The sequence below is a fragment of the Shimia sp. MIT910701 genome, from assembly GCF_047126315.1.
Lineage (GTDB): Bacteria > Pseudomonadota > Alphaproteobacteria > Rhodobacterales > Rhodobacteraceae > Shimia.
Genome location: NZ_CP138953.1, coordinates 4,116,239 through 4,129,155, shown reverse-complemented (window position 1 = coordinate 4,129,155; position 12,917 = coordinate 4,116,239). Strand labels below are relative to the sequence as shown.

Sequence of the window (12,917 nt, the reverse complement as noted above, 5' to 3'; positions counted from 1 at the left end):
CATGGATCAGCCAGACCCCACATTGCGACCGGAAGCGCGGCCTGAGGATGCGGATCGCGCGTTGCGTCCGCAAGAATTGGATGCCTTTATCGGTCAAAGAGAAGCGCGCGCGAACCTGCGGGTGTTCATTGAAAGTGCGCGCCGTCGCGGTGAAGCCATGGACCACACATTGTTCCATGGTCCGCCGGGTTTGGGGAAGACCACTTTGGCGCAAATCATGGCGCGGGAGTTGGGGGTAAACTTCCGTATGACTTCTGGTCCGGTGCTTGCAAAGGCCGGAGACCTGGCGGCTATCCTCACCAACCTTGAAGCGCGCGACGTGCTTTTTATCGATGAAATTCATCGGCTTAATCCAGCGGTCGAAGAGGTGCTTTATCCCGCGATGGAGGACTTTGAACTCGATCTGGTGATCGGGGAGGGGCCGGCGGCGCGGACGGTTCGGATTGAGTTGCAGCCCTTTACTTTGGTGGGGGCGACGACGCGGTTGGGGCTGTTGACCACGCCGCTTAGAGACCGTTTTGGGATCCCGACGCGGCTACAGTTTTACACAGAGGGTGAACTCAACGAGATTGTCACGCGCAACGCCAACAAATTGGGTGTGCCTGCGCAGGATGGTGGCGCGCGGGAGATTGCGCGGCGCTCGCGCGGGACGCCGCGGATTGCCGGGCGTTTGCTGCGGCGGGTGGTGGATTTTGCCCTGGTGGAAGGCGATGGGGTTATCACAAAATCCCTTGCAGATGGCGCACTTACGCGGCTTGGGGTGGATAACCTTGGGCTGGATGGGGCGGACCGGCGTTACCTGCTTTTCATTGCCGAGAACTACGCTGGTGGACCGGTTGGGATCGACACAATCAGTGCGGCCTTGAGCGAAAGCCGAGATGCCATAGAAGAGGTGATTGAGCCGTTTTTGCTGCAACAAGGGTTGATCCAACGGACGCCACGCGGGCGGATGTTGGCGCAAAAGGCCTGGCAACATCTGGGGCTGAGTGCGCCGCGGCCTCGGGAACAGAGCGATCTGTTTACCCCGCCAGGCAACGGCAAATAAGGCGTCGGTATCGCGTCGGTATTGTGACTGTTTCGCGGAGGTGCGGTTTTGAAAGTGGAAGATGTTAACGCGATGACACAAACGCCAGTTGCGACTTTGGGCGAAGTGGACGTGCGTAAGCTGACCGAACAGGCGGCTGCGGTTTCCGACATTTATGCCGAGCGATTTGGCATTGATCGGGATGCCACCTGGTATCTGGCCAAAATGACCGAAGAGTTGGGCGAATTGCAGTCAGCCTATCTGGCGACGCAGGGGGCACAGCGCGGCGCTTTACCTCAAGCAGACGCGCGCCAGAACCTGATCGATGAAACGGCGGACCTGTTTGGCTTCCTCATGGTCTTTGCGGACTGGCAGGGCATCGACCTGGCCGAAGCTTTTGCAGCCAAATGGGGGCGGTACCTTCCTGAATAGGTGGGTGAGGCGGGTTTTCCTTAGTGCAAATCGGGTAAGTCTTCAGCATCACCGGCCTCTTTATCGGGTGATTCCTTGGTTGGCATAGGGGCAATCACGGGGTCGGGCGCGGAAAATCCGTGTCCAGAATGTGCCGTTTCCGCTCAATTTTACTTTTCTGGGATTGGCTAAAATTCAAGCTATCAAGGCAAGTGTTGGCAAAGTCTAAACACGCGCGGCTTGAGCGGGTTTTTAGGCAAATTCTCTCGCCTACGGTTTTGCCGAAGGAACTCTTTGAAAATCCGTACCTTGATAGGATTTGTCGGAGAGACTGACGCGTTTAGGTCAAAGAAACGGATGTGACCTCTGTCTCGCATTTTGTCCACATTTAAGTCGGATAACGCTCAATTTTTATGGGCTTCGGGGCGGTTAATTCCCTGTAAGGAAAGCCGAAACCGCCCATTCAGGAAAACAGTTTTGGTTGAGGCTCAAGAGCGAGCCGGTGGGAACCAAATCTGAATCAGCGCTCATCTCTGACCAACGAACTGAACTTCATACGGGTAACAGAAAATGCTGAACACATCTATCAAAGCCATGATGGCAGTTGGCGCCTTGGTGTCTATTGCGGGCTGCAAAAGCACCATTGAATCTTATGTGGAAGACGAGGTGGGTGACCGCCTGAATGAAATGGCGGGTGATCGCCTTTACCTTGCGCATGGCGACACCACACTGAACGGCCGGGTCCGTACCGCGTCTATGTCTACAGATGGCGAAGGTAACGTAACCGGCGGCCGTCTTGGTGCCGCGCGCAACGGGTCCATCGAGGTTGGCACCAACATTGGTGAGCTGGAGTCGTTGGAGATGACCAACGGTAGCACCACCACGCGTTTTGGCGCAGGCGGCGACCGCATTGATGACGGCATGGATTCCCTGTTGATCACCGCGCGCAATTCCAACGGGAAGAAGCGCAGCTGGATGGGCAACGCGGATGCGCTGGATTATGATCACCAAACCTTTGGCATGTGGGCGACGGGCGTCGGCACGTCCAATGGCAGTGTGAGCGTGGGCAGCTTCGGTCGCCGAACTGCCTCAGCTGATGTACCAACCAGTGGGTCCGCCACTTATTCCGGCCGCTCCGTCGGTATGGTTGTCACCACAGATGGTCGCGCGCTTGTGTCCGAATCCCAAGTTGGCGTGACCACTTCCGACTTCTCCAATGTGAGCGTTGCCAGCACCAACACCTATGTGCGCAACCTGTCCGGCGGCAACGCCTGGCGTGGTCAGCATCTGGATTTTGCAGGCACCGGCACCATTAGCGGTAATGAATTCACTGCGAACATCAACGGAGTGATACCGTTCAGCGCTGGCGACAGCGGCACGTTAAATGGGGCCTTTTATGGTGACAACGCGGAAGAAGTTGGTGGCACCTTTGAGATGAATGGTGCGATTGGTAACTATTCCGGCGCGTTTGGTGGCAATTAACACTGTCCTATAACGCGTATACAAAATTGTTCTCCGCTTTGGCGGGGAACTGCTCTGAAACGAGCAGTTTATTAGGGTAACCAGAATGGCCAAGGTAGTGACATCCAAACTGAAAATCGGTCTCGTGGCGATTGCCGTCTTTTGCGGGGCTTTGACAGCAGCGACAGGATTTGCCGAGGCCAACACCCCATCTCCTTCAGCATTGGAGATTGAGCGGTCTTTTGACACGGCGATGGCGGCCCTTGATGCTGGGCAACCCGAAGCAGCCATTCCGATCCTCCAAGGTATTCTGGCAACCGATCCCAAGCTTATTCGTGTGCGCCTTGAATTGGCCCGGGCCTATTTCATGGCGCAACAATGGGCACGGTCCCGGGAAGAGTTTTTTCGGGTGCTGTCTGGCGACCTGCCGGAACCAGTGCGTAAGACAGTTCTGTCTTTCATTCGTCAAATCGATGCGCGCCGCGGTTTTGATTGGGATCTGTCGATCGGTCTGACCACGGCCGGCAACAACCGGAACTATGACGCTGAACACCCGTTTCCTTTTGGTCTGGGGCCAGATGGTGAGGTGATTTATGTGTATTCCTCTCGTCCTGTGAAGCAGGTTCCGGCGCTGCGCGCCGAGGGATCGGCAAACTTTCGGTACAAACTCGAGGCCCTAAGCGGCCCCAAGAGCACTGTTCTTGGCTACGCCAGTCTCAGCGCGAGCATCCTGGAGGCGGAGGGTCGCGACTACGATGACCAATTGTTGCGCCTGCGTTTGGGGTTGCGGCATCTTTCCCAGAACACCACGCTGTCTTTTGGGCCGTTTGTGTCTGGGCGTCGGGTGCGCGGCGAACACTATGAGGATCAGTATGGTTTGGACGCAGCCTTTGAGCGCCGCGGCCTGATGGGGGGATCGGTGTATGGACGCTTGTCTTACGCCCATGTGGACAGCCAGTTCAGCAGTTCGTTGGATGGGTCTTTGGCAACGGCTTTTGTTGGCTTCCGGAGGTCTGTCGGCGGGTCAACTATTGTAGGTGGTGAGTTGAACTATGAGCGTCGTCGCCAGGACGGCTTAAACGGGTTTGGTGAAGGAGGGTATGAAACCCTTCAGCTTTCGGCCTATTCCAGTTTTGACATTCGTAATGGGTGGACAATAGAGCCGCGGGTGTTTGTGAAGCACCGACGCTTTCTGGAGGTCAACCCGTTGTACGGTGAAGCGCCGAGTTCAGTGTCACTGGGAGGGGCGCTGCGGGTGGAAAAATCTGACATGTTCTTGCCAGGGGGCTATACGCCATACTTCATGATCGATGCGGAGCGGGCCAGAAGCGACATTGCGGCCTTCAGTTTCCGCTCGGTTGGGGTGCAGATTGGCGTGGAGCGTCGGTTCTGATCCGCGACAGCAAAGCCGAAGCAATACCGGCGCCGATGATGAGGCTGAGGCCGATCCAGGTGTAGGTATCAGGCAGGTCTTCAAAGACCAGCCAGCCAAGGGCGACCGCGCTGACCAGTTGTAAATAGACAAACGGCGCAAGCACGGCGGCTTCAGCGCGGGCATAGGCAAACAGCAGTAGGAAATTTCCGCCCATCGACAGGATGGCGCTGGCGGTTGTGAGCCCAGCCAGCGTGGGTGTCATGGGAGGGATCTGGGTGAGACAGAAGGGTGTCATCATCACCGCTGCCAGAAACAGTTGGGTGAAGAGCAGGCTGGTGGGGCGCGCGATTGGCGCGAGCCAGCGCGACGCTGTGAGGAAAGCGCCGTAGAACAGGCCTGCACCCAGGGCCCAGAGCAGGCCGGCGGACATGTCAAAGCTGGGGCGGACCACAAGCATCACGCCCAGGAAGCCAAGCCCCATAAGCGCGCTGCGGGCGCGGGTGACGGTTTCGCCAAGCAGCAGCACGGACAGCAGGTAGGAAAACAGCGGGCCAATGAAGAAGGCGGCGAAAACGTCGGCCAGCGGTGCGGTTTGCAGGGCGGTCTGGATGCAGGTGATGCCCCCGGTGAGCAGGGCGGCGCGCAGCCAGATGCGCCAGTTGGTGAGCAGGCGCAGCGTGTCCGGGCGCAGCAGGGGTAGGGCGAGGAGGCTGCCGAGTACAAAGCGCGACCAGGCGACAAACAGCGGGCTGGTGCCAAAGCCCTGGGTCATGAGTTTGCCGGCGGTGTCCCCGGCGGGGATCATCGACATGGCGACAAACATCAGGACAAAGGTTTTCCACATGCAAGCGGCGTAACATGTTTGTTCTGGGACAAAAAGTCTGTGTATTGGTGCGCGATTGCAAACAGAGAATTGCGCATCGGCGGGTTGAACCGGCGGGGGGCAAAAGGGTAAAGTTTTACACATGACGAAGGTATTTTCCCGCCGTGCGTTTTTGAGTTTGAGTGCTGCGTCGCTTGGTACGTCTGTTTTGGCAGATGCACCAACCCGGTCGTTGCGGCCTGTGTTGCGGCCGTCGTCGGCGAGAGCCTTGCCCAAGACTGCACCGGCAGCGGACGCTTTGATCCGTGACAGCGGGCTGACAGGCAAGGTCAGCTTTGCCGTGGCGCGAATGGGGGATGGCGCCGTTTTGGAAGGGCATCAGGCCAGCAGTGGTTTGCCGCCGGCCAGTGTCACAAAAATCCTGACCGCGCTTTATGCCTTGGCCTACCTCGGTCCTAACCATCGGTTCCAGACCACTTTGGTGGCGGTCGGAAATATCTCCAACGGGGTGCTGCGCGGTGATCTGGTGTTGCGCGGGGGCGGTGATCCAACGCTCGACACCAATGGATTGGCGGATCTTGCCCGGACGCTGAAAGCGGCGGGCGTGCGGGAAGTCAGGGGGCAGTTTCTTGTCTGGGGCGGGGCCTTGCCTTCGGTCAAACGGATCGACAACAAACAGCCGGATCACGCGGGCTATAACCCTGCGGTGTCAGGCATCTCGTTGAATTACAATCGCGTGCATTTTGAATGGAAGCGCGGGGCCAACGGCTATTCCGTCGCCATGGATGGGCGCAGCGACAAATACCGCCCAGAGGTGGATGTGGCGCGTATGAAGATCGTGAAACGCAGTGTGCCGGTCTATACCTATAAGTCGCAAGGCGGGCGGGATCATTGGACCGTGGCCAGCGGGGCGCTGGGCAAGGGCGGGGCACGGTGGTTGCCGGTGCGCGAGCCGGAGATCTATGCGGGCGAGGTGTTTCGGACTTTGGCGCGGGCGCATGGGATTGCCCTAAAGGCACCAAAGAAAACGCAAAACCCACCACGCGGCGCGGTGCTGGCGCGAAAAAACAGCCCGGCACTGAAAGATATTCTGAAGGGCATGTTGAAGTATTCCACCAATCTCACCGCAGAGATGGTGGGGATGGCGGCAAGCCAGGCCCGCGGTGCGCAGCCTGGTTCGGTGAAGGCGTCTGCGGCGGCGATGAACGCTTGGGCCTCTCAAAGTCTGGGCATGGGCAGCGCGGCCCTAGTGGATCATTCGGGGCTTGGCGAGAAATCGCGGTTGCGGGCGGATGAGACGGCCCTGATGCTGGCACAGGCCGGGCAGCACGCGGTCCTACAGCCCATTTTGAAAACCATCGCGCTGCGGGATTCCAACGGCAAGGTCAACAAGGGCCATCCGTTAAAGGTGCTGGCCAAGACTGGCACGCTGCATTTTGTCAGTGCCTTAGCGGGTTATGTGACCACGCCGGAAGGACGAGACCTGGCGTTTGCGATTTTTGGCGCGGACCTTGGTGCGCGGGATCGGCTGATCGGGCCAGATCGCGAGCGGCCCCAAGGGGCGCGGACCTACAACGGCCGCTCAAAGAAGTTGCAGCAGAAGCTAATTGAGCGATGGGGCACGGTATACGGGGCTTGATATAATTTGGCGCGCGTTATGCGTGCAATTTTCCCACCCAATCCCTTCTCCTTCTTCAAATTTCTTGACGTGTCCCGATCTGGGCGTTGAAAATTTTTTCAATGGGTTCGCGGATGTCTCACCTGAGGCATTGCGGGCTGAGAGACACTGTACTGCGCCCTGACCGGCGGGCTGCAAGGTTTCGGTAATAAGTTCGAATTAATTTAAATGTGAGTTTAATGGCCCAGTGCCAAATGGGCTGACAGGTTGCGGGAAGAGACGTGCGGAAACGCGATAGGCTAGATGAGTTTGCTTTCTTGGAAGAGGTCCAGATGGGCATCTTTGTGCTGGAAGTGGCCGAAGACGGTCTGCCGCGCTATTTGATGATGAACCGTCTTGCGCGTGAAACTGCGCAACTGGAGCCGGAGTTTGTTGTTGGCAAAACTGCCGCAGAGATTTTTGGCGGGATCACTGGTGAGAGGGCATTGGCAAAACATCTCAGCGTGGTCAAAAGCGGCGAGCCGGCGACCTATGAGATCACCTTTCCCTTTGCCAAAAACGTTATGGAAATTCGCACCACGTTGACGCCAATCTATTATGAAGACGGTTCGCTGTCCCACGTGTTGGGCTGCTCGGCGGATATAACGTCAGAGAAGCAGCGGGATGCGGCGCTGGCGCTGACCAAGATTGCCAAGGACAAGGCGGAGCAGGCCAATAAGGCCAAGGAGCAATTTCTGGCCAATATGAGCCACGAGATTCGCACCCCGATGAACGGCATTATTGGCATGTGCGAGTTGTTGCATGAGACGGTGCTGAACAACCGGCAGAAGCTTTACTCCGACACGATCTCCAGCTCGGCCAATGCGCTGTTGGACATCATCAATGATGTGCTGGATTTCTCCAAAATCCAGGCCGGCAAGCTGTCGATCCATGACGCGCCGTTTTCGCTTCGCGATTTGGTCGAAGAAATCGCCACGTTGCTGAGTATCCGAGCCGAAGCCAAGGAACTGAAAATTCACGTGTGTTATCCGGATGAGGCCCCGTCGAATTTTCTAGGAGATGCGACCCGTGTTCGCCAAGTGCTTTTGAACCTGATTGGCAATGCTATCAAGTTTACCGAAGTGGGGCAGGTAGATGTGGTTGTGTTCTATGACCCGGGCGCCACACGTTGGCCCCTTAAGCTGTCCGTCCGCGACACCGGGCCTGGGATCCCTGAAGCCGAGAAGGATGTGATTTTCTCAGCCTTTGAGCAGATCGACAATTTGGCGACGCGGCGGGAGGACGGCACTGGGCTGGGACTGACCATTTCACAGGCGCTGGTAGAGCGTATGCACGGCAAGATCGAGGTCGAGAGTGTGGTTGGCAAAGGCGCCACGTTTACGGTCTCTTTGGCGTTGCCTGTCACCGAAGAGGTCGTCGAGGTGCAGGAGGTGGAGGAACTGCTGATTGCGTCTTATCCGCCGATGGAGGTCCAAGCCGGGCGGTTGGAAGAGACACCACAACCGCCGCCGGGGGCGCAGCTGAAGGGTATGAAAATCCTGGTGGCGGAAGACAACCGCGTGAACCAGTTGGTGATCAGCAAGATGTTGGGCCCCACTGGGGCGGAGTTGCAGTTTGTGCCGGACGGCCAGCAGGCGGTGGATGCCTATATGGCCGGCGAATGTGATCTGATCCTGATGGATCTGTCGATGCCGGTCCTAGGCGGGCTGGAAGCCACGAGACAGATCCGGGCATATGAAAAAGACGCGGCACGACCAGCTTGCAAAATCATTGCGGTGACGGCCAATGCGCAGCCCAGTGATGCGGAAGCCTGTATGAAGGCTGGCATGGATGATTTCCTGAGTAAGCCTTTCCGCAAAGGGGAGCTGATCTCCATCATTGAGTGGTGATGTGGGAGGTTTCCGTTCTACCCTTCGGGTTGAGGGAGATATGTTCAAAACAACCCATTATGGATAGTGAGGGTCTTTCTGGAGTTTACGTGAGATTTTAGCTGCACAAATTGCCAAGTTCATGGCGTGCAAATTGTCGAGTTCGCCACTATTGAAACAGTTTGGTAACACTTCTTTAGCTAAGAATCGTAGGACGCCCCCTTCCACCACAGGGTGGCGATGACGTGGCAGGACTAGGCGTGACGCAATTGGATTTCCCGGACTATCTCGCGCTTTTGGATGCGATGCCAACCCCGATTTTTGTCTTGAAAGTCGGTGAAGATGGGTTGCCGCGGTATGTCATGATGAACGCAACCTGTTGCAAAATGGTTGAGCGACGCCTTGAGGATATTGTTGGGAAGACGGCTTTCGAGATTTATGGCGGCTCCATGGGCGAGCGCGCGCTGGCACAGCAGCTTTCAGTCATGGAGGCCGCGGAGCCGACCACTTATTCAGTGTGTATTCCCTTTCCGCACCGGGTGCTTGATCTGCGGACAACCTTGACGCCGATTTTTGATGCCGCCGGTGCCATGACGTATTTGATTGGATTCTGCATTGACGTGACCTCGGAGAGGGAGCGTGACGAAGCGTTGGAATTGACCAAAATTGCCAAAGAAAAGGCCGAGGAGGCCAGTTCTGCAAAAGAGCGGTTTTTGGCCAACATGAGCCATGAAATCAGAACACCGATGAATGGTATTCTCGGGATGTCTGAGATGATGCTTGAGACAGGTCTTTCGCAGCAACAGAAGCTTTATGCGGATACCATTCACACCTCAGCAAATGCGCTTTTGGATATTGTGAATGATGTTTTGGACTTCTCCAAAATTCAGGCAGAGAAGATCTCTTTGGCGCCGGAGCCCTTTTCCCTGTTGCAGGTGATTATGGAGGTGACCACACTTTTGAGCACGCGGTCGGAGGCAAAGGGATTAGACCTGCAACTGGACTATGGTCCGATGGTGCCACACGGATTCATAGGAGACGCCAAGCGCATTCGGCAAATACTGCTGAACCTGATTGGCAATGCGATCAAGTTTACAGACGCGGGACATATCAACGTATCTGTGACCCATGACGCACGCGAGGGTGTGTATCCGCTAACCCTGACGGTTACAGATACTGGCGTAGGGATTCCGCAAGCAGCGCAGAAGGACATCTTTGCAGCCTTTGAGCAGGTGGAGAATCCTGCGGCGTATCGCGAAGACGGCACTGGCTTGGGGTTGGCCATTACGCAAGCTTTGGTGGAACGCATGGGCGGTGCCATTTCAGTGCAGAGCGTCGAGGGAGAGGGGGCGACTTTTACAGTTCGTTTGGGGTTGGCTGAAGCCAAAGGAGATGATCTGAGTACAGCGGACGGTTCAGGTTCTGCCAGGCAGGCAAAACAGTTTGCGGCGGATTTCCAAGTTGAGGCCGTGACGTCAGTGCCAGTTCCACTTGAGATGCCGTCTTTGGCGGGACGAAAGATCTTGATTGCAGAAGACAACCGCACCAACCAGTTGGTGGTACGCAAGATGCTGGACCCAACGGGCGCCGAGTTGCACTTTGTGCCGGATGGGCAGCAGGCGGTGGAGGCCTATAAAGCGGCTGGGTGTGACCTGATCCTTATGGACTTGTCCATGCCGGTGCTGGGCGGGTTGGAGGCCACGCGGCAAATCCGGGCGTTTGAGAAAGATGCCGCGCGTCCGGCGTGCAAGATCATCGCTTTGACCGCCAATGCGCAGCCCAGCGATGTAGAGGCCTGTATGGCTGCCGGGATGGACGATTTTTTAAGCAAGCCATTCCGAAAAGGCGAGTTGCTTTCCGCTGTCGCAAGTTAGGGATGTTGTTCTGTTTTTGGAGTTAAAACCGGCTTCAAGAAATTGGCCAAACGGTTACAACCAAAGTCGTAAATGCGCAGGTTTTCCTGCGCTTGATCCAATTCTGATTTCAGAATTTATTAACCAAACGCTGTGAATTTATGGCGGATTTTAAAGACGCCGCGCATACGGTTTGGTCCATCGCGATATGCCGGTTTGGGTGGAGGTGCGCGGAGGCACCAAGGGGATAGCTTTGAAAGACAGTGAACAGATCAATCCGTTTGCCTTATTGGACTCGATTGCGTTTGCTGTTTTTGTACTGGAAATTGGACAAGACGGTATGCCGCGTTATGTGGCAGCCAATGCGCCGGCGCTGGAGCATACGGAGTTTACTTGGCAAGAAATTGTCGGAAAGACCGCGCTTGAGGTGTTTGGCGGCGTTGTTGGGCAACGCGGGCTGGCGCATCATCTGAGCGTTGTGGCGCAGGCCGAAGAGGTGACCTATGAGGTGCCTTTTCCTCAGGGCAACCGTGTAGCCCTGATGCGCACAACCTTGAGTCCGTTGTTCGATCGGGCGGGCAAGCTGACCCATCTTGTGGGCTCGTCCATGGATGTGTCTGCCCATAAAGAACGGGACGACGCGCTGGAACTCACCCGGATCGCCAAAGACAAAGCTGAGCAGGCGGTGCGCGCCAAGGAGCGTTTTTTGGCCAATGTAAGCCATGAAATTCGCACGCCGATGAATGGCATCATGGGCATGTGCGAGCTGTTGCGAGACACTGTACTGGACGATCAGCAGCGGCTGTATTCCGAGACGATTTACAATTCTGCAAATGCGCTTCTGGAAATTGTGAACGACGTGTTGGATTTCTCAAAAATCCAATCCGAAACGATTTCATTGCACGTCGAGGCGTTTTCCTTGCGAGACCTTATTTCGGAAACGGTGACCTTGTTGGGCCCGCGGGCGTTGAACAAAGGGCTCGCGCTGGTGGAGGACTACGCACAAGACGCGCCAGACGCTTTTGTGGGTGATGGCACCCGGGTGCGGCAGGTGGTGCTCAACCTGGTGGGCAATGCGATCAAGTTCACCGAAACCGGTCAGATCCGCGTGGGGGTCACCTACGAGGAAGGCGCGGTGCTGCCTTTGCGGATCGCGGTGTCAGATACCGGTGTTGGCATTGCGCCGGAAGATCAGGAGATGGTGTTTTCGGCGTTTGAACAGGTCGATCGGCCGGAAATGCAGAGAGAAGAAGGCACCGGCTTGGGGTTGGCGATCACCCGGGCGGTGGTGGAGCGCATGGGGGGGAAAGTGTCGGTGCAGAGCACCAGAGGTGAGGGCTCGACCTTTAAGGTCTGTTTGAACTTCCCGACCGCCACCTCGGCAGACGTGCGGGCGGCGCGGGATCGGGCAGAGGCGCTGGGCGACACCGATCACCCGCCGCGGCTGGACTTTGAATTTGTGTCCTCGCCAGAACGTGCGCCAGCGGACGCAAGTGCTCTGCCCAACCTTAAGGGGCTGAGAGTGCTTGTGGCGGAAGACAATAAGACCAACCAGTTGGTGGTGAAAAAGATGCTGGCGCCAACCGAGGCGGAGTTGACCTTTGTCGAAGACGGGCAAGAGGCTGTGGCGGCCTTTGAGGCGGGCGATTGGGATGTGGTTCTTATGGACCTGCTGATGCCGGTCATGGGAGGGCTGGAAGCCACGCGCCAAATTCGCGCGCTTGAGGCTGAGAGACATCTGAAGCCGTGTAAAATCATTGCGCTGACAGCCAACACGCAGACCAGTGATGTTGACGCCAGTCTGGAAGCGGGAATGGATGACTTTCTGAGCAAGCCATTCCGCAAGCGCGAGCTGCTGTCGATGGTTGCAAGCGCGAGCTGCTGTCGATGGTTGCAAGCGCGGCGCGGTCATCAGGCGAGACCTGATAACCGCAGGTTTATGTCAGACCATGTGACGGGCGCGGGCGCCGCGCTCGATGCCGGCGGCGTGCAGGCGGTCGATTTCCAGCTCGTAGCGGATTTCTTCGAGGATGCGCAGTTCGGTTTCCGCCAGCGTGCCATCGGCGGCGGCGACATCGCAGGCCAGCGCATAGGCGGTTTCAAACAGGTGCGCAGGCAGGTCGTGACGCACCAGACCAAACAGCGCGGCGAGACCGTCCTCTTGCTCAAACAGTTCAAACACCAGTTGGCTGACGTGCTGCATGCGGTCGATGTCATATTCGGCAAAGACCGGCAGGTTGTTCACGGCGACCTGGATTTTGACCAGCTCTGCGGTGCGGATGTTTTCGTCAGAGGCCGACACGGCAATCATCACGGCGACAAGGCAGTCTTGTGGCGTGAGGGTGGTTGGGGTCTTATCCGGCACTGGGAATTCCTTTGAAATAGCCTTGTTGCGGTGCAGAATATTGACTGACCCCGCAAGGAGCAATAGGAAGCGGCGGATTGTCAGGTGCAATGAGGCGCTTGGCAGGAATTTGCTGAAAC

At 56.9% G+C, this 12,917-nt stretch carries 9 protein-coding genes and 1 pseudogene; 8 read left to right on the top strand and 2 right to left on the bottom strand.

Features of this window, described 5'->3' with window-relative positions; genetic code table 11:
- The first annotated feature begins 1 nt into the window (after nt 1).
- The 4 genes from ruvB to SIB38_RS20110 all read left to right on the top strand — a co-directional run bounded on the left by ruvB (nt 2) and on the right by SIB38_RS20110 (nt 4,289).
- The gene (gene ruvB / locus SIB38_RS20125; RefSeq protein WP_294118595.1) at nt 2-1,045 is read left to right on the top strand and encodes a Holliday junction branch migration DNA helicase RuvB; all 1,044 of its coding nucleotides are present in this window, start codon (nt 2-4) and stop codon (nt 1,043-1,045) included.
- 72 nt (nt 1,046-1,117) lie between these two features.
- Nucleotides 1,118-1,456, top strand: coding sequence for a hypothetical protein (locus SIB38_RS20120; protein WP_294118597.1), 339 nt, complete (start codon nt 1,118-1,120; stop codon nt 1,454-1,456).
- A gap of 549 nt (nt 1,457-2,005) precedes the next feature.
- Nucleotides 2,006-2,917, top strand: coding sequence for a transferrin-binding protein-like solute binding protein (locus SIB38_RS20115; protein WP_412550931.1), 912 nt, complete (start codon nt 2,006-2,008; stop codon nt 2,915-2,917).
- Nucleotides 2,918-3,002: 85 nt separating this feature from the next.
- Complete coding sequence (locus tag SIB38_RS20110; protein ID WP_294118600.1) at nt 3,003-4,289, top strand: tetratricopeptide repeat protein; 1,287 nt, start codon at nt 3,003-3,005, stop codon at nt 4,287-4,289.
- Here SIB38_RS20110 and SIB38_RS20105 read toward each other — a convergent pair.
- Nucleotides 4,240-5,115, bottom strand: a complete 876-nt coding sequence (locus SIB38_RS20105; RefSeq protein ID WP_294118601.1) for a DMT family transporter — start codon at nt 5,113-5,115, stop codon at nt 4,240-4,242. The genes SIB38_RS20110 and SIB38_RS20105 overlap by 50 nt on opposite strands.
- 121 nt (nt 5,116-5,236) lie before the next feature.
- On the opposite strand from SIB38_RS20105, the gene dacB reads away from it, so the two are divergent.
- The 4 genes and pseudogenes from dacB to SIB38_RS20085 form a co-directional block, all read left to right on the top strand.
- On the top strand, nt 5,237-6,733 hold the full coding sequence (dacB, locus tag SIB38_RS20100; RefSeq protein ID WP_294118603.1) for a D-alanyl-D-alanine carboxypeptidase/D-alanyl-D-alanine-endopeptidase: 1,497 nt from the start codon (nt 5,237-5,239) through the stop codon (nt 6,731-6,733).
- A gap of 260 nt (nt 6,734-6,993) precedes the next feature.
- Complete coding sequence (locus tag SIB38_RS20095) at nt 6,994-8,601, top strand: ATP-binding protein (protein WP_412550930.1); 1,608 nt, start codon at nt 6,994-6,996, stop codon at nt 8,599-8,601.
- A gap of 239 nt (nt 8,602-8,840) precedes the next feature.
- Entirely contained in the window at nt 8,841-10,454 is a 1,614-nt protein-coding gene (locus SIB38_RS20090; RefSeq protein WP_412550929.1) for an ATP-binding protein, read from the top strand.
- Nucleotides 10,455-10,641: 187 nt separating this feature from the next.
- Nucleotides 10,642-12,288, top strand: a pseudogene (locus SIB38_RS20085) (ATP-binding protein); the annotation flags it as partial.
- Between the two features lie 87 nt (nt 12,289-12,375).
- Here the strand turns inward: SIB38_RS20085 and SIB38_RS20080 are convergent.
- A complete protein-coding gene (locus SIB38_RS20080) occupies nt 12,376-12,744 on the bottom strand; it encodes a tellurite resistance TerB family protein (protein ID WP_168591386.1) in 369 nt (122 codons plus the stop codon).
- Nucleotides 12,745-12,917: the final 173 nt, after the last annotated feature.

What these genes read in the sequence shown, in the direction of transcription:
- SIB38_RS20120 (WP_294118597.1), top strand. Translation starts at nt 1,118, where the DNA reads ATGACACAAACGCCAGTTGCGACTTTGGGCGAAGTGGACGTGCGTAAG.
- ruvB (WP_294118595.1), top strand. Translation starts at nt 2, where the DNA reads ATGGATCAGCCAGACCCCACATTGCGACCGGAAGCGCGGCCTGAGGAT.
- SIB38_RS20105 (WP_294118601.1), bottom strand. Translation starts at nt 5,115, where the DNA reads ATGTGGAAAACCTTTGTCCTGATGTTTGTCGCCATGTCGATGATCCCC.
- SIB38_RS20080 (WP_168591386.1), bottom strand. Translation starts at nt 12,744, where the DNA reads ATGATTGCCGTGTCGGCCTCTGACGAAAACATCCGCACCGCAGAGCTG.
- SIB38_RS20110 (WP_294118600.1), top strand. Translation starts at nt 3,003, where the DNA reads ATGGCCAAGGTAGTGACATCCAAACTGAAAATCGGTCTCGTGGCGATT.
- SIB38_RS20115 (WP_412550931.1), top strand. Translation starts at nt 2,006, where the DNA reads ATGCTGAACACATCTATCAAAGCCATGATGGCAGTTGGCGCCTTGGTG.
- dacB (WP_294118603.1), top strand. Translation starts at nt 5,237, where the DNA reads ATGACGAAGGTATTTTCCCGCCGTGCGTTTTTGAGTTTGAGTGCTGCG.